Origin of the sequence: Natronomonas sp. (assembly GCF_047616845.1) — an archaeon.
Lineage (GTDB): Archaea > Halobacteriota > Halobacteria > Halobacteriales > Haloarculaceae > Natronomonas.
In genome coordinates this window covers 1-21608 of record NZ_JBLGBY010000039.1, presented here as the reverse complement: position 1 = coordinate 21608, position 21608 = coordinate 1, and the positions used below count along the sequence as shown (strand labels likewise).

At 64.4% G+C, this 21608-nt stretch carries 27 protein-coding genes; 14 read left to right on the top strand and 13 right to left on the bottom strand.

All coding sequences use genetic code 11. The features are described 5' to 3' along the window. A partial coding sequence (locus ACI8UR_RS08865; RefSeq protein ID WP_415087777.1) for a hypothetical protein occupies positions 1-218 on the bottom strand: 218 nt, incomplete at its 3' end. Positions 219-355: 137 nt separating this feature from the next. On the opposite strand from ACI8UR_RS08865, the gene ACI8UR_RS08860 reads away from it, so the two are divergent. Continuing rightward, positions 356-1165, top strand: coding sequence for a hypothetical protein (locus ACI8UR_RS08860; protein ID WP_415087776.1), 810 nt, complete (start codon positions 356-358; stop codon positions 1163-1165). 7 nt (positions 1166-1172) lie between these two features. Here the strand turns inward: ACI8UR_RS08860 and ftsY are convergent, their stop codons facing one another. Genes ftsY through rpl18a form a run of 3 tightly spaced genes read right to left on the bottom strand, consistent with a single transcriptional unit; the run spans position 1173 to position 2878 of the window. Next, a complete protein-coding gene (ftsY, locus tag ACI8UR_RS08855; protein WP_411714155.1) occupies positions 1173-2234 on the bottom strand; it encodes a signal recognition particle-docking protein FtsY in 1062 nt (353 codons plus the stop codon). A gap of 9 nt (positions 2235-2243) precedes the next feature. Next, a complete protein-coding gene (pfdA, locus tag ACI8UR_RS08850; RefSeq protein WP_411714156.1) occupies positions 2244-2708 on the bottom strand; it encodes a prefoldin subunit alpha in 465 nt (154 codons plus the stop codon). Next, complete coding sequence (rpl18a, locus tag ACI8UR_RS08845) at positions 2705-2878, bottom strand: 50S ribosomal protein L18Ae (RefSeq protein WP_411714157.1); 174 nt, start codon at positions 2876-2878, stop codon at positions 2705-2707. Before rpl18a ends, pfdA begins: the two co-directional genes overlap by 4 nt. Positions 2879-2972: 94 nt before the next feature. On the opposite strand from rpl18a, the gene ACI8UR_RS08840 reads away from it, so the two are divergent. Next, complete coding sequence (locus ACI8UR_RS08840; protein ID WP_411714158.1) at positions 2973-3197, top strand: hypothetical protein; 225 nt, start codon at positions 2973-2975, stop codon at positions 3195-3197. 6 nt (positions 3198-3203) lie between these two features. Here the strand turns inward: ACI8UR_RS08840 and ACI8UR_RS08835 are convergent, their stop codons facing one another. The 5 genes from ACI8UR_RS08835 to thpR all read right to left on the bottom strand — a co-directional run bounded on the left by ACI8UR_RS08835 (position 3204) and on the right by thpR (position 5768). Beyond that, positions 3204-3869 (bottom strand): translation initiation factor IF-6, encoded by a 666-nt coding sequence (locus tag ACI8UR_RS08835; protein ID WP_411714159.1) that lies wholly within the window; start codon positions 3867-3869, stop codon positions 3204-3206. A gap of 2 nt (positions 3870-3871) precedes the next feature. Next, on the bottom strand, positions 3872-4144 hold the full coding sequence (locus ACI8UR_RS08830; RefSeq protein WP_411714160.1) for a 50S ribosomal protein L31e: 273 nt from the start codon (positions 4142-4144) through the stop codon (positions 3872-3874). Beyond that, positions 4141-4293, bottom strand: coding sequence for a 50S ribosomal protein L39e (locus tag ACI8UR_RS08825; protein ID WP_411714161.1), 153 nt, complete (start codon positions 4291-4293; stop codon positions 4141-4143). The genes ACI8UR_RS08830 and ACI8UR_RS08825 overlap by 4 nt, the downstream gene beginning before the upstream one ends. Positions 4294-4371: 78 nt before the next feature. Next, complete coding sequence (locus ACI8UR_RS08820; protein ID WP_415087775.1) at positions 4372-5166, bottom strand: ZIP family metal transporter; 795 nt, start codon at positions 5164-5166, stop codon at positions 4372-4374. Positions 5167-5219: 53 nt separating this feature from the next. Then, positions 5220-5768: an RNA 2',3'-cyclic phosphodiesterase gene (thpR, locus tag ACI8UR_RS08815; protein WP_411714163.1), complete on the bottom strand. Its 549-nt coding sequence runs from the start codon at positions 5766-5768 to the stop codon at positions 5220-5222. 269 nt (positions 5769-6037) lie between these two features. Between thpR and ACI8UR_RS08810 the strand changes: the two genes are divergently transcribed. From ACI8UR_RS08810 to ACI8UR_RS08785, 6 genes are all read left to right on the top strand, one after another. Continuing rightward, entirely contained in the window at positions 6038-6778 is a 741-nt protein-coding gene (locus tag ACI8UR_RS08810; protein ID WP_411714164.1) for a tetratricopeptide repeat protein, read from the top strand. After that, positions 6778-7068 (top strand): DUF424 domain-containing protein, encoded by a 291-nt coding sequence (locus ACI8UR_RS08805; RefSeq protein WP_411714168.1) that lies wholly within the window; start codon positions 6778-6780, stop codon positions 7066-7068. Before ACI8UR_RS08810 ends, ACI8UR_RS08805 begins: the two co-directional genes overlap by 1 nt. A gap of 69 nt (positions 7069-7137) precedes the next feature. Next, complete coding sequence (locus tag ACI8UR_RS08800; protein WP_411714165.1) at positions 7138-8850, top strand: histidine kinase N-terminal 7TM domain-containing protein; 1713 nt, start codon at positions 7138-7140, stop codon at positions 8848-8850. Between the two features lie 61 nt (positions 8851-8911). After that, positions 8912-10015, top strand: coding sequence for a mandelate racemase/muconate lactonizing enzyme family protein (locus ACI8UR_RS08795; RefSeq protein WP_415087774.1), 1104 nt, complete (start codon positions 8912-8914; stop codon positions 10013-10015). A gap of 37 nt (positions 10016-10052) precedes the next feature. Continuing rightward, entirely contained in the window at positions 10053-11444 is a 1392-nt protein-coding gene (locus ACI8UR_RS08790) for a phenylacetate--CoA ligase family protein (RefSeq protein ID WP_411716362.1), read from the top strand. Positions 11445-11487: 43 nt separating this feature from the next. Continuing rightward, positions 11488-12729 (top strand): aminotransferase class V-fold PLP-dependent enzyme, encoded by a 1242-nt coding sequence (locus ACI8UR_RS08785; protein ID WP_411716363.1) that lies wholly within the window; start codon positions 11488-11490, stop codon positions 12727-12729. 20 nt (positions 12730-12749) lie between these two features. Here ACI8UR_RS08785 and ACI8UR_RS08780 read toward each other — a convergent pair whose 3' ends face one another. After that, the gene (locus tag ACI8UR_RS08780) at positions 12750-13169 is read right to left on the bottom strand and encodes a hypothetical protein (RefSeq protein WP_411716364.1); all 420 of its coding nucleotides are present in this window, start codon (positions 13167-13169) and stop codon (positions 12750-12752) included. Positions 13170-13322: 153 nt separating this feature from the next. Here ACI8UR_RS08780 and sufU point away from each other — a divergent pair, with 153 nt between their 5' ends. Further along, positions 13323-13739 carry a Fe-S cluster assembly sulfur transfer protein SufU gene (sufU, locus tag ACI8UR_RS08775; RefSeq protein ID WP_415087772.1) on the top strand — a complete coding sequence of 139 codons (417 nt, stop codon included), beginning with the start codon at positions 13323-13325 and terminating at the stop codon, positions 13737-13739. Between the two features lie 397 nt (positions 13740-14136). Then, positions 14137-15033 carry a ketopantoate reductase family protein gene (locus tag ACI8UR_RS08770; RefSeq protein WP_411714309.1) on the top strand — a complete coding sequence of 299 codons (897 nt, stop codon included), beginning with the start codon at positions 14137-14139 and terminating at the stop codon, positions 15031-15033. On the opposite strand, the gene ACI8UR_RS08765 is transcribed toward ACI8UR_RS08770, so the two are convergent. Then, positions 15034-16527 carry a sulfatase gene (locus ACI8UR_RS08765; protein ID WP_411714308.1) on the bottom strand — a complete coding sequence of 498 codons (1494 nt, stop codon included), beginning with the start codon at positions 16525-16527 and terminating at the stop codon, positions 15034-15036. Between the two features lie 114 nt (positions 16528-16641). Next, a complete protein-coding gene (locus ACI8UR_RS08760) occupies positions 16642-17013 on the bottom strand; it encodes a NifU family protein (RefSeq protein ID WP_411714307.1) in 372 nt (123 codons plus the stop codon). A gap of 143 nt (positions 17014-17156) precedes the next feature. On the opposite strand from ACI8UR_RS08760, the gene ACI8UR_RS08755 reads away from it, so the two are divergent. Next, a complete protein-coding gene (locus ACI8UR_RS08755) occupies positions 17157-17609 on the top strand; it encodes a hypothetical protein (RefSeq protein WP_411714306.1) in 453 nt (150 codons plus the stop codon). Between the two features lie 111 nt (positions 17610-17720). Here the strand turns inward: ACI8UR_RS08755 and ACI8UR_RS08750 are convergent, their stop codons facing one another. Beyond that, positions 17721-18029: a DUF5783 family protein gene (locus ACI8UR_RS08750; RefSeq protein WP_411714305.1), complete on the bottom strand. Its 309-nt coding sequence runs from the start codon at positions 18027-18029 to the stop codon at positions 17721-17723. A 75-nt stretch (positions 18030-18104) separates the two neighbouring features. On the opposite strand from ACI8UR_RS08750, the gene ACI8UR_RS08745 reads away from it, so the two are divergent. The 3 genes from ACI8UR_RS08745 to ACI8UR_RS08735 all read left to right on the top strand — a co-directional run bounded on the left by ACI8UR_RS08745 (position 18105) and on the right by ACI8UR_RS08735 (position 21374). Next, the gene (locus ACI8UR_RS08745; protein ID WP_411714304.1) at positions 18105-18608 is read left to right on the top strand and encodes a deoxyuridine 5'-triphosphate nucleotidohydrolase; all 504 of its coding nucleotides are present in this window, start codon (positions 18105-18107) and stop codon (positions 18606-18608) included. A gap of 286 nt (positions 18609-18894) precedes the next feature. Then, positions 18895-20208: a winged helix-turn-helix transcriptional regulator gene (locus ACI8UR_RS08740; RefSeq protein ID WP_411714303.1), complete on the top strand. Its 1314-nt coding sequence runs from the start codon at positions 18895-18897 to the stop codon at positions 20206-20208. A gap of 284 nt (positions 20209-20492) precedes the next feature. Further along, on the top strand, positions 20493-21374 hold the full coding sequence (locus tag ACI8UR_RS08735; protein ID WP_411714302.1) for a hypothetical protein: 882 nt from the start codon (positions 20493-20495) through the stop codon (positions 21372-21374). The last annotated feature ends 234 nt before the right edge of the window (positions 21375-21608 follow it).

Below are 21608 nucleotides of genomic sequence, written 5' to 3'. Positions count from 1 at the left end.
TCGAATTCGGCATCGGCGAACTCCTCGGTCGCCGGTTCAATCTGCTCGTTCAGTTCGTCGTTGGTCACGCTCGGCGGCAGGAAGGCGTACTCGTACAGTTCATCAGCACGCGCACGGGCGTCGCCGAGGTCGATATCGAGTCGCTCCCGCAGGTCGTCACCGTCGATATCCATCACCGACCACCTCCCGAACGCCGCCGTCCAGTCATCGATAGCCACGTCTGTCGAATCATGTAAATGGGTCACCAACACTGTCAAAAAGGCGTTTCCCCGAGTATGCACCGCTGTATATAAGCCGGGGGGCAGCTGTGAACGAACGGCAGCACGCTTTTGCCGTCCGGGGCGTACGCTCGGGTATGTCAGTGGCTCGGCGCACGGTCGAGCGGATTCGACAGCCCGAGTACACGGGCGAGAACCGGTGTCTCCCGTGCACGGCGACGAATCTCGTCATCGCAGCCGTCGTCTTCGCGGGCGTCGCGCTGGTGTCAGTGCCGGTCGCCATCGCCGTGGCCGCCCTCAGCGTCGCGAGCATCTGGCTACGAGGGTATCTCGTTCCGGGCACACCCGAGCTGACGAAGCGGTACTTCCCCGAGTGGCTGCTCGCGAAGTTCGACAAACAGCCCACGCCAGACCCCACGCCGCTCGATGAGTTCAATCCCGAACAGGCCCTGCTCGAAGCGGGCGTCGTCGAGCCCTGTGCGGACGTCGATGACCTCTGTCTCACCGAGGTCTTCGAGACGACCTGGCGTGAACGGATGGCCGCCTTAGAGGACGACGCGAACCTCCGGGATGGCCTCGCAGCCCAACTCGATGTCGACCCCGAGACGGTCACGTTCGAGTCCTTCGGGGAAGCGTACGTCGTCCGGGATGGCGAGACGAACATCGGGCAGTGGGAATCCCGGGCCGCCATGTTGGCCGACCTCGCGGCTGCAAAGGAGCTTCCGGAGTGGGTGACCGGCTGGGAGGCGCTCACGCCGCATCACCGAAGCCGGTTGCTGGGCGGACTCCGCGTGTTCATCGAGACGTGTCCGACCTGCGGCGGCGCCGTCACGGCCGACACCGAGATCGTCGAATCCTGCTGTCGCTCGACGACCGTCGTCGGCGTCGACTGTACGGAGTGTGGTGACCGCCTCCTCGAAGTGCCCTACGACGAGGCGGCGGCCTGAAAAGCGGTTATTCTTCGAGCAGTCGACTCACGATTTCGTCAGGGTCGAACTCCTCGAGGTCGGCGTATCCTTGGCCAGTGCCGAGGAACAGAATCGGCTTGCCGGTGACGTGTGCGATGGAGATGGCGGCGCCGCCCTGTGAGTCGGCGTCAGCCTTCGTCAGAATCGCACCATCGATTTCGGCGGCGTCGTTGAACTCCTTGGCACGGTTCGTCGCGTCCTGGCCGGCGACGGCCTCGTCGACGAACAGCGTCATGTCGGGGTCGACGACGCGGTCGATCTTTTCCAGTTGTGCCATCAGGTCGTTGGAGGTGTGGAGTCGACCGGCCGTGTCGCCGAGCACGACGTCGACGTCGTTGGCCTCGGCGTACTCGACGGCGTCGTAGATGACCGCCGCCGGGTCACCACCCTGCTCGTGGGTGATAATGCGCTTGTCGAGGACGTCGGCGTGCTCTTCGATCTGTTCGTTCGCGCCGGCCCGATATGTGTCGCCGTTGGCCAGCACCGACGAGTAGCCGTGCGTTTCGAGCCACTGGGACAGTTTGGCGATGGAGGTCGTCTTGCCGACGCCGTTGACGCCGGTGAAGACGATAACGACGGGCTTGTCCGCCCCGGCGATGCGCTGTTCGAAATCGAACTGGCCGACGCTGATGACGTCGCGGAGCGCTTCGGCGATGGCGCGTTCGACGACCTGCTCGCCGGATTCGACCTGCTTGCGCGTCTCACCGACCAACTGCTCGCGGATGCGGTCGGTGATCTCGCGGGCGACGGTCATCTCGACGTCGCCCTGCAGAAGTTCGAGTTCCAGCTGTTCGAGGGGCGCCTCAAGCTCCGCTTCGGTGATGATGGTCTTGCCAGTCGCAGCGAGCGCTGCCTTCTTGGCAAGTCCCGGACCGTCTTCCGCTGATTCGGCCTCGGCCGTGTCGGGTTCGGACTCCGTCACCGCTTCAGCCGCCGGCTCGGCTTCAGTATCGGCTTCGGCTTCGTCGTCCCCCTCCGCCGGCTCCTCGGCCTGCTCTTCGACGTCGTCTTTGAACTGGCCCAGTTTGTCTTTCAGTCCGTCGAACATCGGGATGCCTTACTCGTCTTCCTGCTGCATCTGCTGTTGCATCTGCTGCATCTGCTGTTGTTGGGCCTGCTGGGCCTTCTGCTCGAGCTCTTCGGTTTCCGCTTCGACCTCCTCGATCTCGGCTTCGAGCTCGTCGATACGGTCGTCGAGCGTCTCCTTTTTCTGTTCGAGCGTCTCGATTGCGCCCTCGCTGTCGCGCTCGGCTGCGTAGCCACCGCCGAGGCCGACGACGACCTCGTCCATGTCCTGGACTTCGGCGCGGACGTAGGCGCCACCGCCGAGGGGCACCTGCACCGTCGAGTCGGTTTCGAGTGTCCCGATGGCCTCGATGGCCTCGTCGATTTCTGCCTGCTCGTCCCTGACGCCCTCTATTTCGGCCTCGATGGCCTCTTTCTCCTGTTCGAGCGCCTGGAGCTGCTGTTGGATCTGCTGCATCGCACCGCCGCCGCCGCCACCGCCACCACCGAGGCTCATGCGTCCACCCCGTCGATGGTGATCTTGGGCCGCTTCAGGCCGTGCTGGGAGCCGAGCTGCGTGTAGGCGCGCTCGACTGCAACGTCCTCGTTCGGCGCATCGACCTGTTTTTCGAACTCCTGTTCTCCGAACCGCGCCGGGAAGCTTCCCCGGACAGTAAACGCACTCATACACGAAATACGACGCGCGAGCGGGAAGTATCTTCCTCATCCGGCGTCGGGATGGCACGGGAGTCTCGACCGAGACAGGAGGGCCACGCTCGGCGTGCTCGCCGGTGCGCTGTATCTCGCTGCCATCTACGTCGGCGGAGCGCTGGTGCCGACGTTCATGGCGACCGGAAGCGTCACCAGCACGTACCGGGGCGGTCGGTTCCTCTCCGTTATGGTGTTCATCCCGTTCACGATGTTCGGCTACGTCTACCGCGAGGCGATAGACGCGGGCGTCGTCGAGCCGGTGGAGAACGAAGAAACGCTTGGCGCTCGGTTCTGAACCGCGCTAATCGATAAACCCGAGGGCGTCCTCGATGCGGCCCAGTTCCGGGCCGGTCGTCTCCTGGCCGACAAGGTAGCCGGAGGAGTTGGCCACGAGGCCGGAGCCGACGAGCGGCCCACCGTAGTTTATCGTGCCGATGTCGGCGTAGACGCCGAAGAGGTCTTCGAGGAAATCGAGCGTCTCGTCCGACGTTTTCGGGTGGCAGAGCACGCCTTCCTCGGTGACGACTGCAGCCGTGCCGACCGTCCGAACCTCGGCGATGAGGCCGCGTTCGACCGGCACATCGAGGGCCTCCTCCACGGCCTGGAGGGCTTTCCGCGAGAGGTCGGGGTGGACGTAGGCGCCCTCGTCGTTCGCGAGGACGACGTTGCCGGCGGCGTTGATACGCCCCGGCAGTTCGACGACCGGGAGGTCGGTGGCCTCTTCGATGCGATTCTGCTCGCGGTCGGTGACCCGCTCGCTAACGAGCAGGCCGTTCTCGTTGCCGGTGGCGAGTGCACCGGCGGTGGAGGAGCCGGCGATGGTCGTGGGGACGGCAGGCACCCCCAGTTCCTCTTCGAAGTCGTTGAGAAGTGACTCATCGAGGTCGGGACGAACGAGCAGGCAGTCGTCAGTGGCCCGCGCGAACACGCCGACATAGGCGGAACCGGAGAGGGCCGCGCGGAGCACCGTTATGCGGTCTCTGCTTCGACGACGGCCTCGCCCTCTTCTTCGAAGCGGGCGGCCCGTACGCGGAGTTTCTTCGGCGGCTTCGATCGGCCGCGCGACCAGACTTCCTCGTTGATGGAGGGGTCGAGGCGGACGGCGTCCTCGTCGACGTTGAAGTGCTGTGCGAGATGCGAGCGAACGAGGTTCATCGCCTTATCGGCGCGCTGGCCCTTCGACTCCGCAAGGATGTCGCGGAGGGGTACCGTCATGACGCGCTCATCGAATTCGGCGCTCATTCGTCCGTGTCACTCCGCCGCCAGTTGCGGCGCTTGTGGTTGCGCATCGTGTCGCGGTCGGTCTTCATGATGACCCAGGCGGGCACGCGGCTGTTCTGTCGCTCCAGTTTCGCCAGCCGCTTCTTCTGCGCCTTCGATTTCTTACCCATAGTGCTCGCACCTTCCCCCGCGGCGCATAAATTCTTGTTCCTTTCGCCCCGGTGTCGTTCGAGAGCCGCGGACGGCGCCTACACGAAAAGCAGCGGCAGCATGATGAGAATGCCAGCAATGAAGCCGGCGATGAGCACCCGATTGCCGTTGTCCGGCAGCTCCGCACCGGCTTCCCGGCCCTCGGGGATGAGTTCGATGATGACGAGCCAGAGCATCGCGCCGGCGGCGAAGCCGAAGCCGAAGGCGAGCAGGTCACGCGCCAGCCGAACGAAGCCGTAAGCGATGACCGCGCCGATGGGCTGGGGGATGCTCGTGAACACCGCCCACCAGGCCATGCGGGGGACGCCAGCGCCCATCGACTGCAACGGGATGGAGACCGCGATGCCCTCGGGAATGTTGTGGATGGAGATAGCGACGGTCATAAAGACGGCGAGGACGGGAATCGAGAAGCCGTACAGCGGGACGCCACCCTCCAGGCCGAGTTGAGCGAAGGAGACACCGACGGCGACGCCTTCGGGAAAGCTGTGGACGGTCAGAACGCCGACGACGAGCACGAGCGTCGGGGAATCGGCCGACTCGTAGCGCCCGGGGTCGAACTCGTAGCCGTGGATGAGTTTGCGGCTGACCGCAACGAGGGCGGCGCCGACGAGGAGACCCGCGCCGATCTGCACCGGGCCGCCGTACTCGCGGGCCTCGAAGATGAGCCCGAAGACGGACGCCGATACCATGATGCCGGAAGCGACGCCCCACAGCGCGACGTTGAGGCGGTCTGAAACCGTCTCGATGAAGAAGAAGGGGAGCGCACCCAGGCCGGTCGCCAACATCGTGACAGCACCCGCGATAAAGACCAACGCGAACTCCGAGTGGGCCATGGTCGGCGTTCGGCGTCGGGGCGGTTAAAATCCAGGCGAGCAGACGGCCTCTCTTAGAGTTCGAACCGCTCGACGGTCTCGTACTCCGTGCCGGCTTGGGTCAGCGTGCTTTCGGTGAGTCGAACCTCGCCGATGTTGAGCGTGCCGACCTCCGGGTGTTCCTCCTGGACGAGGCGCTGCACCTCGTCTTTCGAGCCGGCGTGATCCATCCGCGCGAGCGTAACGTGTGGCGTAAACTCGTGTTGTTCCTCCTCGTAACCGAGCCCCGTCGTTTCGAGTTCGAGCTGCTCGTGGAGTTCGGTCAGAGATTCGCTACCGGCCTCGACGCCGAGCCAGATGACGCTGATGTAATCTAGCGACGGGAAGACGCCGAGCCCCTCGAATTCGGCGTCGAATGGCTCAACGTCTGCCCCCTCGACAGCCGTCTCGATGGCCGCGGTCAGGGTGTCGAGATCGTGGTCGGCTTCGCCGAGGAACTTCATCGTGATGTGGGCCTGCTCGGGGTCAGTGAGGTTCAGGCCCGACAGCTCCCGGAACGGCGCCTGTACCTCCGCGACCTCCGGAGCGAGGTCGTCGATGTCGACGCTCACGAACAGTCGCATACTCGAACGTGAACGCCACGTTCAAAATGATTGACGGATGTCGCGGTCGGTACGGATGTGAATTTGACGCTCCGGCCGCATACGGCATCCGATGGTCGACGAGGACGTGGTTCGGCAGGGATACGACGAGCTGGCGACGACGAACAGTAGACGTCCTTCGCCGCACAGCACACCCCGTAGCCGGATACGCGGCGGGCCGGCCGACGGCAGTCTCCCACGCCGAACGCGGGTGCGCAACCCTTACCCGCGCGCGTAGCCAACTTTCGGGTATGACTGATGAGGAACCTGACGACGCCCACGAGTTCTCCGAAGGGCAGGGGTTCGGCGACCCATACGAGGGGTTCGACATCGACCCGCCAGAGCTGGACATCGACCCCGGAAAGGTCGACCCGGTCGACTCGCGGCTGGTCGCGGACACGCTCGACAGCAGACAGATCGCCGCCGACGCGGTCGACGCAGAGGAGCTGCTCGCTGTCGGGCTGGAGTACATGCAGATCAACCGCTACGAGCAGGCGACCGACGCCTTCGAGCGCGTCGCCCAGTATGCCGACGACGAGGGCATCGAGCAGGAAGCGAGGGTGAACAAGGGTGCCGCCCACGCCGAGATGCAGGAGTTCGAGCGGGCAATCGAGTCCTATCGGGAGGCGCTCCACATCGATGACGACTCCGAACACGCCGCGAGCGCGGAGACGAACCTCGCGTACGCGCTGCACCAATCCGGACGCACCGAGCAGGCGCTCGAACACGCCGAGCGAGCCATCGAACTCGACCCGCGGTTCCCGCAGGGCTGGTACAACCGTGGTTTCTTCCTCCTCGAGCGTGGCCTCCCGGAAGACGCCGTCTCCTGTTTCGATAACGCGCTTCGGCTCGGCCATCGCAGCCCCGACGTGCTGGAGGAGAAAGCCCGCGCACTCGAACGACAGGGCAAAGACGAGGAGGCCGAGGAGGTCATCGAGGAAGCCGATGAACTGCGTCAGCGGGCCGAAGACGACCTCGTCGAAGAGCGATGATGCTTCTGTGTGAGCGGTCGACCCAGGAAGGGCTGCTCGTCTCCGTCTGTGATGCGGACGTCCTCGGGGAGACGTTCGAGAACGGCGACGTGTCGCTGACTGTCGAGCCCGAATTCTACGATGGCGACGAGGCGACCGCCGAGGAGGTCGTCGCCAGCCTCTCGAAGGCGGCCGTCGCGAACCTCGTCGGCGAGGAGGCCGTCGCGGTCGCCATCGAGCACGGATTTATTGCGGAATCGAACGTTCTTGATTTCGAGGAGACGCTCCACGCACAGTATCTGCGTCTCTGAGCGAGACTGCAGGACGGCGGGCGATTACGTCGGTAGAATTATTTCCACCCCCTTCGAGATACCACTCGAATGATCCCGGGCGTCTCGCTGACGTTCCTCCTCGCGACGAGTTACGCCATCGCCATCGCGCTGACGGCGACCATCGCCGGCTACTGCTTTCTGGAACGTTCCAGCCGCGTCGCCCGGGTGTTCGGGACGTGTATGGTGACGCTTGCGCTGTGGTCGGTCGGCGCGTTCGGCCGGCTGTTCTCGGCGACGGAAGCAGCGTGGTACGTCTGGACGGCCGTGATGTATCTCGGGGTCGTCCTCGCGGCCGTCCTGTTCTTCGTGTTTGCGATGGTGTACTCCGGCCGGGAGCGGAATCTGACGCCGGGACGAACGGCGGCGCTTTTCGTTCTGCCCACGACCTCGCTCGTGTTGATAGCAACCAATCCGAGCCACGGCCTGTTCTTCGCGGACGTGACCGAGGCGACGCTCGGGGCGAACACCGTCTACACCACCATCTCGGGGCCGTGGTTCTGGGTGCACACGACGTACAGTTACGCCCTGTTCGGCATCGCGACCGCACTGCTGGCGCAGTTCGCGGCCAACAACCACCGAATCTACCGCAAGCAGACGCTTGCGGTGCTCGGCGGGGCGATAATCCCGTGGGTCGTCAACGCCGCGTACGTCTTCTACGTCGGCATGACCTTCCCAGTCGACCCGACGCCGGTCGGGTTCGCCGTGGGTAGTTGCCTGCTCGCCTACGCCGTTCTCGGGGGCGGCCTGACGCAGTTGACACCCATCGCACGCTCGGCGGTCGTCGACGCCATCGACGACGCCGTGTTCGTCCTCGACGGGAACGACCGAATCGTCGACCTGAATCCGGCTGCCGAAGACCTCATCGAGGGCGTCGAGGAACCGGTCGGCAAATCCGTCTCGGCCGTCGTCCCGTCGGTGCTGTTGACCGACGACGATACGGTACCCATCACCGTCGACGGCCAGGAGCGGTGGTACCAGCCCCGGCGACTCCCGCTTGTCGACGATGGCGTCGTGCTGCTCGTGAGCGACCTGACGAACCAGATGCGGAACCAGCGGCAGCTTCGCCAGCAGAACCGCCGGCTGGAGGAGTTCACCCGCGTGGCCGCCCACGACCTTCGGAACCCCCTCACCACCATCACGGGCTACACGCAGTTGGCACAGGAGACGGGCGACTTCTCGCATCTCGACCGCGTCGGGCCTGCGGCCGGCCGTATCGAAACACTCATCGACGACCTGCTGACGCTGGGTCGGGAGGGTCAGGTCGTCGAGGAGGAGGACATCACAGCGGTTTCACTTTCCAGCGCCGCCGTGGCGGCCTGGCGGAACCTCGAGACGGACGGGGCGACGCTCGAACGCGTCGACGATGTGTACATCGAGGCCGACGAAACCCGATTTCGACAGCTGCTCGAGCACCTGTTCGCCAACTGCGTCGAACACGGCGGCCGCGACGGAACGGATGGCGTTTCGGTCACGGTCGGAGCGCTGTCGGACGGCTTCTTCGTGGGCGACGACGGGACGGGCATCCCGACCGACAGCCGCGCGGACGTCTTTGAGTACAGCTATTCGACACACGGCGGGACAGGGCTCGGCCTGCCCGTCGTTCGGAGTATCGCCGTCGCCCACGGCTGGGAGGTGTCGGTGGCCGACGCCGACGACGGCGGTGCCCGCTTCGAGTTCACCGATGTGGCGGTTCGGGACGAGCCACCGGGCGCCAGCGGCGTCGACTCCGACTCCATCGGCACCCCGGAACATTCGCCCTGACCTTCAGCGGCCGGCAACCACCGGGGGAACGTTCAAGCGGTAACGGGCGTCCCTCACCGTCATGCAGATTACCGGCGTCAATCAGTATCACCTCGAACACCACCTCGAGGAGCCGTTCTATCCGACGTGGATACCCGGCTATCCGCAGTCGAGTCACGAGCTCGAACTGTTCGAGATCGAGACCGACGAGGGCATCACGGGCTACGGCGCCTCGCCGTCGTTCGCGGGTGGGCTCGGCTACGAGACGCCGCTTGAGCTATTTCTCGTCGGCGAAGACCCACACAACGTCGACGGCATCCTCGATAAGCTGGAGACGGTCAACCTCGTCGGCCCGCGCCCGTGGCACCTCGAGATGGCGCTGTGGGACATCATCGGCAAGGACGCCGGCAAGCCGGTGTACGAACTGTTCGGCGCGCAGCCGACCGACATCCCCGTTTACGCTTCGACGGGCGAGGTGATGGCCGCCGACGAGCGCATCGACTACGTCGAAGACCGCATCGACGACGGCTTCGAGGCGGTCAAGCTCCGCGTCACCGAGATCGACCACATCGAGACGGTGCGGGCGGTGCGGGAGGCGTTCCCCGAATTGACGCTCATGGTCGACGCGAACAAGGGGTGGGCGGTGCGCGTGATGGAATCGGAGACGAAGTGGTCGTTCGCCGACGCCCAAGAGTTCGCTCGTGGACTCGATGACATTGGCGGCGTCGAGTGGCTGGAAGAACCGCTCCACCGGCACGACTACGAGGGCTACGCTCGGCTCCGAGATACCGTCGACGTCAACATCGCCGGCGGTGAGTTCAATAACGGCACCCACCATTTTCGGGAGTTCATCGACCAGGGATCACTCGATGTCCTCCAGCCCGACGCGGCGCTTGCGACCGGCATCCGGCAAGGCGTCGACGTCGCCCGGATGGCACTGGAACACGGCCTCCAGTTCGTTCCGCACACGTGGACGAACGCGCTTGGCTTCGCGGCGAACCTCCACGTCATGACGGCCGTCGGCAGCCCGTGGTGTGAGTACCCGATGGAGCCGCCGTGGACGCCCGACGTCTGGTCGTTCATGCTCGAAGACGGCTTCGAACACGACGACGGTACGATTCGCGCGCCGTCGAAACCCGGCCTCGGCGTCGAGATTCCGGACGAGGTGCTTGAGGACGCTGATTAGGAATTGCCTTTTTCCGCCTGCCACGAGACGAACCGATATGCGTCAGTTGGTGCGGCTCGGATGGCGGCTCCGGGAGCTCGCGAGACACGCCGAGATGAATCGCGAGGAAATCCTCGAATTGCGCGAAGAGCGGTTCCGTGACCTCCTGCATCACGCGTGGGATAAAACCGACTTCTACCCGGAATACTACCGTGAGCACGACATTAGCCGTGACGACCTCGCGACGATTCCGAGCGAAGAACTCCCGTCGATAACGAAGGGACAGTACATCGAGCACTTCGACGACCTGACGACGGACGACCGATTGACCCGCGACGGCGTCGAGGAATTTCTGGAGACGAGCAACCGTGATGAACGGTTCGCCGGCGAATACGAGGTCGTCCACACCTCTGGCACGACGGGCGAGCCGACCCACTTCGTCTACAGCACCGACGCCTGGGATACGATGCTTGCGGGCGGCGCCCGCGCGGTGAAGGGCGACCAGAGCCTGCTTGAATTGACTGAGGAGTGGCTCTCGGGCTATCGTATCGCCTACGTCGCCGCCACGGAGGGTCGCTTCGGCGGCGCGATGGTCGTCCGCGGCGGCACCGACGCGCCGCATATCGACTCGCTGTTCCTCGATATCAACCGTCCGATGGACGAGTGGGAAGCCGAGTTCCGCGACTTTCGGCCGAACGTCCTCGTCGGCTATCCCTCCGCCATCAAGCTGGTCTGCGACATCGAACGGGAGGCCGACCTCGGCCTCGACATCGAGCGCATCGCCGTGGGCGGCGAACCGCTCTCGGCGGAACTCCGCGAATACATCGAGGACACGTTCGGAACCGAGGTGTTAAACATCTACGGCGCAAGCGAATCGCTCATCATCGGCCTCGAACGCAGCGGCCACGACGGGATGTATCTATACGACGACCTGAACTACGTCGAACCCGCCGACGAGGTGACCTACGTCACGCCGCTGTACAACCGCACGCAGCCGCTGATTCGGTACGAACTGGACGACAAGCTGGAGCCCGCCGAGCGTGGTGAGGACGAACCGCTGCCGTTCACGAAAGTCGAGTCCGTGGTCGGGCGGAGTGAAGACCTGATGTGGTTTGAGACGCGCGCGTCGCAACGCGACGCGGAACGGGCGAGCGGCGAAGCCGCGAGCCACGAGGAGGAATTCCTCCATCCCCTCGTCATCGATGATATCGACACGGAGGGGCTCATCCGCTATCAGTTCCGGCCGACGGGCGAGGAGTCCATCGAAATGCGGATGGAACTGACCGACGACGCCGACCGCGAGCGCGTCGAGGCCGACGTGAGCGAGCAGTTCGATGCGATTCTCGACGAGAAGGGACTGCGCCACATCGAGTACGACCTCGTCGAGGTCGAGGAGATTCCGGTTGACCCTGACACTGGCAAGCGGAAGATGGTCGTGACCGAGGAGTGACGCGACCGAAGGAGTAACCACCCTCGAAGCCCTTCGTTCGATAATGAGTCAACAGGCCGAGCCGCTGGACGTCGAGACGCTCCGCGAGGATTTCCCCATCCTCGAGCGGGAGTTCGACGGCACCCAGCTCGTCTATCTCGACAACGCGGCCACGACGCAGACGCCGGAGCCGGTCGTCGAGACCATCGCGGAGTATTACCGCGGCTACAACGCCAACGTCCACCGCGGCATCCACCAGTTGAGCCAGGAGGCCTCGGTCGCCTACGAGGAGGCCCACGACCGCGTCGCGGAGTTCATCGGCGCTTCGGGCGGCCGCAAGGAGATCGTCTTCACGAAGAACACCACCGAGTCGATGAATCTGGTCGCCTACGCGTGGGGGCTCAACGAACTCGGCCCCGGCGACGAGGTCGTCCTCACCGAGATGGAACACCACGCCTCGCTTGTGACGTGGCAGCAAATCGCCAAACGCACCGGCGCCGACTGCAAGTACATCCCCATCACGGACGAGGGGCGGCTCGATATGGACGCCGCTCGCGAGCTCATCACCGACGATACGGCGATGGTGTCGGCCGTCCACGTCTCGAACACGCTCGGGACGGTCAACCCCGTCTCGGAGCTGGCGGACATCGCCCACGACCACGGCGCGTACATGTTCGTCGACGGCGCTCAGTCCGTCCCGAACCGCCCCGTCGATGTCGAGGCCATCGACGCGGACTTCCTCGCCTTCTCCGGCCACAAAATGTGCGGCCCGACCGGAATTGGCGTGCTGTACGGCAAAGAGCACATCTTAGAGGAGATGGAGCCGTATCTCTACGGCGGCGAGATGATTCTGAAGGTCACCTTCGAGGATTCCAAATGGAACGAACTGCCCTGGAAGTACGAGGCCGGGACGCCGGTCATCAGCCAGGGCATCGCCCTGGCGGAGGCGTGTGAGTATCTGGACGACATCGGCATGGAGAACATCCAGCGCCACGAGGCGGAGTTGGCCGAGTACGCCTACGACCGCCTGATGGAGTGGGACGACGTCGAGGTGTACGGCCCGCCGGGCGACGACCGTGGCGGTCTCGTCGCGTTCAACGTCGACGGCGTCCACGCCCACGACATGTCCTCGATTCTCAACGACAGCGCGGTCGCCATCCGTGCCGGCGACCACTGCACCCAGCCACTCCACGACGTCCTCGGCGCCACCGCCTCGGCGCGTGCGTCCTTCTATCTCTACAACACGAAAGCGGAGGTCGACAAACTGGTCGATGCCGTCGACGACGCTCGGCAGCTGTTCGAGTAGGAGTTGGAGTAGCAGTAGCGCTACCGTTCCGTCCCACGGACTTCGACGTCGAAGACGCGCCAGAGGACGAGCGCCGCGGCGACGCCGAGCGTGCCGAGATTGGTGTAGTGTCGGCCCGGAATCGCGAAGCCGGCGCCGACGAACGCGGCGGCGCCGACGAACAGGTGAACGCGCATGCTCGGGACGTATCCCGAGAGCACATCAGCGAAAAAGGCGAGCATCGCGGGCAGGCCGGCCACGACCGCGAAGACGGCGACGTAGCGGGGTTGACTCTGGAGGGTCGCGGTCGTCGCCGCGAGCAGGCAGGCGACGCCGGCGAAGAAAAGCAGGATGCCGTCGTCGGAGAGGCCGGGCGCGTACACGGGCCCCTCATCGTCCCCTTCCTCATCCGCTGTCTCGTCGGTCGGCGGCTCCGCTGCCGCGCCGGCCTCGTCGCTCATGACCGTTTCTGGTAGGGGGAGGGTATTCGTCCTTGCGTTCCGCCGCGCTGGCCGCTCCGGGCAGTTCGCCGGCCGATGTCGGCCTGTGCGGCGGGTTTCGGGGTGTCCCGACCGGTGGCCTTTTACTTCTCATTCACCTTGTATGCGATAGCAATGGGAATGGGCTCGGACATGTACCGGCAGCAGATCCTCGATCACTACAAGAACCCCCGTAACTACGGGGAACTCGAGGGTGCGGACATCGAGCACGTCGGCGAGAACCCGATGTGCGGTGACACCATCAAGATGTTCGTCGTGCTGGCGGACGACGACGAGACGATCGAACACGTCAACTTCATCGGCGACGGCTGTGCCATCAGCCAGGCGTCGGCGAGTATGCTCTCGGAGGAGCTCCGCGGCAAAACGCTTTCGGAGGTTCGAGAGATGGATCGTGACGACATCATCGATATGCTCGGGGTCGAACTCAGCCCGATGCGTATCAAATGCGCCGTCCTCGCGGAGAAGGTCGCACAGGACGGCATCGCCATCCACGAAGGCGACAAGGAACTCGAAGAGACGACGACGGAATAGTCGGGCTGTCGGGCGTTCGAACGAGCCTTCTGTTTTGCTGTGTCATCACATACCACTCAGTATGGTGACCGAACAAGCGAAGCGGCAAGTACGGTTCGGACAGGCTGTCTACGAAGAGGACGGCAACGAGCTCGGCGTGTTCGGGATTTCGAGGGCGACGGCTTCTGCGTGACGACAGGGGGCGTTTCGACGCTGTCACAAACAGAGAGCAAAGCCGGCGAGAAGACGCTCATGTGGCACAGTGGCGAGTGTGGGGAAGTCGGAGATGTCGAGGACGTCCCGCAGTTGTGTCCCTACTGGGGCCTCCGGCGAGAGCATCTACTACTCACAGGAGGACTAACACCGACAGCCTGCACGAAAACGGGGGTTTTCTATCGGGCCGCTCGATAGCGGTGGTATGGACGTCGTCGTCTTCGGTGCCGGCAGCCTCGGAAGCCTCATCGGCGGCCTGCTCGCCCGTGCTCACGACGTGACGCTCGTCGGGCGCGACCCACACGTCCAGCGCGTCCGCGAGCGCGGGCTCGACATCGAGGGCGCAGTCGAAGCGACCGTCACTCCCGAGGCCCGCCTCGACCCGCCGGAATCAGCCAACCTCGCGGTCGTCTGCGTGAAGGCGTTCGACACCGAAGCGGCGGCGGACGCCCTCGCCGACACCGACCACGACATCTGTCTCTCCGTGCAGAACGGGATGGGCAACGAGGAACTGCTCGCCGACCGCCTCGATGCGACCGTTCTCGCGGGCACCTGCACGTACGGCGCCGTGCTCGTCGAACCCGGCGTCGTCCGGTGTACCGGCATCGGTGAGGTCGTCCTCGGGGCACAGAACGGCGGTCACGACGAGTCGGCCGACCGCGTCGGCGCGGCCTTCGATGATGCCGGTATCGTCACAACCGTCGGCGAGGATATGCCACGTCGACTCTGGGAGAAGCTGGCGGTCAACGCCGGCATCAACGCCACGACGGCGCTCGCACGGGTCGAGAACGGCGCTCTTCTCGACGGCGACGCCAACGCAGTAGCGACGGACGCCGGCCAGGAAGTCGCCCGCGTAGCGCGCGCGGAGGGAGTCGAAATCGCCGACTCCGAAGCCGCAGCGGCGGTCGAACGCGTCGCCGAAGCGACCGCTGAAAACACCTCCTCGATGCAGCAGGACGTGCTCGCGGAGCGCCGAACCGAAGTCGACGCCATTGGTGGCTACGTGGTCGAACGAGCTCGCGAGAATGGTGTGAGCGTGCCGGTCAACGAGACGCTGACTCGGCTGTTCCGGGCCTGGGAGCGAGGGCGTGGGGTTCGCTGACTACTCCATGTAGCCGAGGTCTTGGAGCCGCTCTTTCGCCTCGTCGTCCATCTCCGAGAGCGCCTCGTCGGCGTCGGCGCCGGCCTCGCCGTCCCAGGCGCCTGCCGAACGCGCTTCGAACCGTTCGAGCGCCGCCAGCACGTCCTCGATGACCGGGTCATCGCTGTCGACCGGGTCGGCCTCCTCGGGGTCTGCGTCGAGCCGATACGCCTCGTCCGGAATGTGCTCGTTGCGGATGTACTTCCCGCCGGGGCGGCGCGCGGCCCGCATGCGCGAGTAGAACCGAGAGTTCTCGTCGAGTTCGATGCCTGCCTCCGCGGCTTTCGTCTCCAGTTGGTTGAGTTCGACGATAGGGCGGTGATAATCGACGAAGGCGAACTCGCCGTCCTCGATATCGCGGCCCTCGGAGAGCAGCGACCGGCCGGCCTCGAAGGTGCGGCCGCCGACGGCTTCGGTTGCGTCGGTCGCACCCGTCGCCTCCAATACCGTGTCGTAGAGGTCAAGCAGTTCGACCTGTTCGTCGGTGCGACCCACGTCGATGTCGGGGTGTTTCACCATTAGCGGGACGTTAACGAGCGGGTCGTAGATACAGAACTCGTGGCCGTAGAGGCCGTGCTCGCCGTGGAGTTCGCCGTGGTCGGCACAGACGACGACGACCGTCTCCTCCCACTGGTCGGTCGCTTTCAGATGCGAGAACAGGCGGTCGAGTTCGGCGTCGATGTGTCTGATTTCGGCGTCGTAGAGCCCACGGATGTCGTCGAACTCCTCGTCGCTGATGTCGCGGGCGCCGGAGTTGTACTCCTTCGAGTTCTGACAGACTGCGTGGGGGTCGACGCCCGGTGCGAACTCCTCGCGGTACTCCTCGGGCGGATAGTACGGCAGGTGGGCGTCCATCAGGTTGATGAACGCGAACCACTCGTCGTTGTCGTCGACGAAATCGATGGTGTTGTCGATGATTCGCGGTGTTTTCGACGCTTCGCCCTCGCCGCTCGCGAGATACTCGTGTACCTCGTTGCCGAGTTCGACGAGGCGGTCGGCGACGCCACGGAGCCGGTCGCTGTCGTTGACGCGCTGCCACAGCGACGCGAGCGCGCCCGAGAACATGTCGCCGGGCAGCGCTTTGAAGAAGTTATCTTGTTCCTCGAAGCCCGCCGTCAGCCGCGTATACGGCGTAATCCAGGCATTCGAGGAATAGCAAGCGGTCGCGTAGCCAGATTCGGAGACGGCCTGCGCCAGCGTGCCCATGTCCTCGGGGAGATACGGCGCTTCCTGGGTGGCCGTGTGCTCGCCCGGATACCGCCCTGTGAACATCGAGGCGTGGACGGGCAGCGTCCACGGTGCCTGTGCGACCGCTTCCTCGTAGACGAGCGCCTCGTCGGCGAACCGTTCGAGCGTCGGCGTCGTCGGCCGGTCGTACCCGTACGGCGTCAAATGCCGCTTCCGTACCGTGTCCATGACGACGAAGAGCACGTTCCGACCGGCTTGCGGAGGCATGTGTCGTCTACTCGTGGGGCACTGTCGGGCTTAAACGGCGTGGTGTCGCGGCGAGAGCGCCCGGAGCGGCGCCGCGGCTACGCGGTGTGAAAAACGTGCGAAGATGAGACGCGGTTAGAACGGGGCTTCGGGGCCTTCGTCAGCGTCGTCACCGTCGCCTTCGTGACCGGGGAAGGACGGGGACATCTGCCCGCCTGCCATCCCTTCGCTACCGCCGTCCATGCCGGTGTCGGCGTGGACGGTGTCGATTTCGGGAATCTCCTGGGTCATGCGGGACTTGATGGCCTGGATGGTCATCGGGGAGATGCCGCAGCCGGAACAGGCACCGCCGAGCATGACGGTGACCTCGCCCGCCTCACGGTCGAGGTTCTGGATCGCGGCGCTGCCACCGTGCATCTGAATCTGCGGGAAGTTGCGACGGAGGAAGTTGCTGATACGTTCGCGGAGTTCCTCGTCGGCGTCGGTATCGGCGGATTCGGTGCTCATGCAGGAAGCTATGCAGTGCAGCCGTATGAAGATTTGGCTCTGGGGGCGAAACGCGGGGGAATCCTGAAGGCCAGAACCGGATATGACGGAGGCGTGACGGGCGTCTGACGGGAGTTTATGATGATTGCTCACGCCGTATGCGTATGCCAACTCGCCGTCAAATGCTCGCTGCTGCCGGTATCGCCGCAGCCAGCCCGGGCTGTATGAGCGTCCTGGGTGACGAAAGCGACACCGAGCCCACCGAGGAGCCGGGAACCCAGACCACCACCGAGGCCGGCGCGGTTCGACTCGGCGAACTCTCCGTCCAGAACAACCACGATTCCGCACACCGAATCCAGCTGGCCGTCAGCGATGGGGAGGAAGTGCTCCATATGGGCACATACGACCTGGAAGCAAGCGGTACGAGCACGACCATCGACGGCAAGTGGAACGACGCCGCGGACACCTACCGTATCCACGCGCGACTCGACGACGGCGAGATTCGGACGGCCGACGTGGCCGAAGGAATCAGCGAGGACGCAAACTGCGTGCGAGTGCTTGCGCGTATCGACGACCGCGGCACGCTGGGCATCTGGAACGGCGCCGGCTGTAGCTGATCATACTGCCGGCTGTAACTGTCTGAAGCGATGCCTTCCGGGACTCCGCGTTCCAGTCCCACGCAATCGGAATATCTCGAAACGATCGGTACGGAAGTACAGCCGGCAGTATCAGGCGTCGAACGTCCGTTCGAGTTCGCGCTCGATTTCGGCGACGTACTCCTCTAAGACGGCCTCGAATTTCTCTTCGTCGACGACGACGCTCGTGAGTCGGTCGTACGGGTCGTCCGGCAGTTCGAGATAGAACCCCTCGGTATCGTCATAGAACGGCTCCGACTCGTCGAGCACCTGCTGGTCGATGCCGTGAACGAGCGTAGAGTCGAACCGCTCGTTGATGCGGTTGAACGCGTTCTTGTAGGCTTGCTGCAGCTGTGGAAAGAAGTCGACGTACTTCTGCTCGTCGAAGGTTTCGGCGTCCATATCCGGCCGTACGGCACGAATCCCTAAAAGGCGGTCGAACACAAGCGATTTTGCGCCGGCGGGAGAGACGCCGGTATGTATCGCAGCGGTTCCTTCGTCGCCGAGCACGTCACACCGACGACAGACGAGCAGATACAGCCCAATGGCGTCGACCTGACGCTCGAAGCCGTCCACGAACAGCGAGAGCCCGGCCGCATCGGTCGCGACGGCAAGGAGGTCGGTGCCCGACAGCGTCGGCCGGCCGACCCCGTCGTCGAGGGGGAATCAATCGACGAGGTCACGGAGGAAAGCGACACCTACTACCTTCCGCCGGGCGGCTACGTCGTGCAGTACGCCGAAATTGTCTCGATTCCGGACGACCACGTCGGCTTCATCTACCCCCGGTCGTCGCTGCTGCGGAACTCCTGTATGCTCAACACGGCCGTTTGGGACGCCGGCTACGAGGGGAAGGGTGAGGGGCTGTTACAGGTGCACCACGACATCGAGATCGAGACGGGCGCACGCATCGCCCAGTTCGTGCTCGCTGAGGCGGCCCACGAGGAGACCTACGAGGGGAGCTATCAGAAGGAGAACCTGTAACCCCGGAGTGTGCCGACCGGTCAGCTGAACGAATCCGAACATCCATCTCGCAAATGTTGACACTATTGGACGTTTCTGCCACTGTTTTTATATGTGGTTGTAGATTCGGAAGAACCTTCTCACCGATTCGGCTTTCGAAGCGTTTTCGGGCGGTTTGGGGGTGGTGTCTCACTTATATCCCCCGACATCACCAGCACAATTCCTATTAACTGACAGTCGAAAGGATGAGTAACTCGGTTTCGGGCCCTTACCCATGTTAATTCCTAACGTACGGCGTTTACTCGCTGTGCTCGCGGCCCTCGCGGTCATCTGCTCGGCCCTCGGGGCACCGGTCGCCGCAGCAGCGACAGCCACAGACACAGCCGATGGCGTAAGCGGAACGTTCGGCTCGGACGACGGAGAGACGTCAACGAATGATGGAGGCGACGATACCTCGAGTGACGACGGCTCCGACTCGAGCGAGCGAGAGACCATCGAGTCGATATCGGATACCGTCGACGACACCCTCGAAATCGACAACGAAACGCTCGAAATCGACAACGGCAGCGTCGAGGTGACACCGGAAACACTCGAGAACGCGGACGGCGAAGCGGACACATCGAATGGGTCACTCGATGGCGTGGAGACGGTCGATCTCAACATCTACCCCGGGGACGACGTCGAATCGACGACGGATACCACCGGCGTCGTCGTCGGGCTCGTCGGCGCGACGATGACCGCAACAACTGGGTCGGTGACTGGAACCACCGCTGAAACGTCGACGACGGTGACCGCAACGACGGAATCCGTGACTGGAACCACCGCCGAAACGTCGACGACGGTGACCCTCGATACGACGGCGCCCGCCGAAGAGAGCGACCAGGCCAACACCGTGCCGCTGTCGGCCGGCGGAAGTGGGGGCCAACCGCTTCCCGCTCCGTCCGCGCCCGCCGGTGGCGCCGCAGTCGGCCTCGGGGTTCTTGCCGCCGCCGCAGGCCTCCGGAGCACGTCGATGATGGCCGGGCTCGGCGTCGGCTCGCCCGCCGTCAGCTCCGGACTACTCAGCTCGCTGCTCGATAAGGTGAAGCCGTTCTTCTTCCTGCTTCGATACAGCCGTCACGACGACTCCGACCCGCTCGAACACGAAGCCCGCGAACAGGTGTACGAGATCGTCAACGATGAGCCCGGCTCGTATCTCTCGGAGGTCTCCGAAGAAGCCGACCTCCCGCTGTCGACCGCGCGACATCACATCAAGGTGCTCGAGCGTGAAGGCCTCGTTTCGGGCACCAAACTCCGCGGCAAGCGACGATACTATCCGGCCTACGCGGAAGGTATCGAACTCGCCGCAGCACTCAACGACGAGGCGACGGCGAGCATCATCGATGCCATCGCGCGGCTCGGTGCGGCGTCAGTCAGTGATTTGGCCGACGAACTCGGCCGTGACCCGAGCACCATCAGTCACCACCTCCAGCGGCTCGAAACCGACGACATCATCACCCGCGAACGGGACGGCCGTGCGGTGATGAACACGCTCTCTGCGGAGGCCAGAACCGCGCTCGAACCGGAATCGACGCCGAAGCCCGGCGAGGCCAGCGGAGCGCTCGCCGGCGGCGCCGACTAACTGAACCGGAAGTCAGTCTCCGAATCCGCGTCGTATTCGCCGCCCTCGCTCCCACCGTCGACAGCCGTCGGCTCGGCCGGGTCGTCGGGAGAGCCGGCTGGCACTTCGACGCTCCGACACGACCCGCAACCGCCCGACAGTCCGGGCGGCTACCGGGGTTGCTACCGATACAGTGCCACCAGCGTATAAACGTCGTGCCGAATCGGCCGGCGGTAACGGCCTGCTTCCGGCTGCCGGGACGACCGTGGGGCAGAATCAAATACCCACCAGCACAGATGCCGTCCATGCCGCTTATCGCTCTCGGTCTGGGATGGCTCCTGGACATCCTCCACGAACTGGCGCTTTGGAGCGGTGTGCTCCTTCTGGTCGCGAGCGGGCTGTCGCTGTATTACGGCTGGAACCGCCGTCGGGCTGCGACACTCGTCGAAGAGACACCCCGAACGGGCGTCACCGATATCCGCTCACCGGGCATCGTTCGCGTTCGCGGAACAGTCGTCCCGGAGCACGAACTGGATACGTTCACGTCCCCGATTGCGGCCGACGAGGGATGCGTGCTGTCCGCGTGGGAGATAGAGGAGAAATACGACACGGCGAAGAACCGAACCTGGGAGCCCGCCGCGTGGGGGATTCGCACCGTACCGTTCTACATCGACGACGGCACCGACCGCATACTGGTCGACGTCGAGAACCGGACGGTCGGCAACGAGACGGGCGACGTGTTCACACCGGAGAAAATCCTCGTCTCCGACGGCGTCTCGCTGTCTGGCGTGCAGTGTTCGTTCGACGCCTTCGACATCCACGTCGAGACCGACTACGGGGAATCGCCACCGGAGCGAATCACGGCGTTCCTCGAAGCCACGGATGGCGCGTCAGTTGAGCCGATGGCACCGGATATCGTCGTCGACCAAAGCAAGCGAAAATACCACGAGGCCACGCTACAGCCAGGTGACGAGGTCAGTGTTATGGGGCACGCCGAATCGCGACACGACGCTCCGATGTCGACCACCGGGCCGGAGAACCTCGTTCTCTCCCAGTCCGATACAGCCACGTTCCGGCTGTCGACCGCGCCGTTCGATGAACTGACTAATGGCGTCGGGGGCCTTCTCTTCGCGCTGTTCACCGGCATTGTCGGCGCCGCGCTGTTAGCGGCGGTGTTCGCACCGTAGCGACCGGCCACACGCCGAACACGCTGATGCGCGGCGATGTATTCGAAAACGGTGAGGAGGGCATGGGCACCGAGTTCGGAACGACGGTACACGACTTCGCGGAGGCGTACGCGCTCGGCGAGGCCGTCACTCCTGAAGACGACGACGAGCGACACGCAACGAGGTGTCTCGACGACCTCGACGGGCATCTTCTACACCAGCCTGGGGATGTATCGGGAAGTGGTAGCACTATGA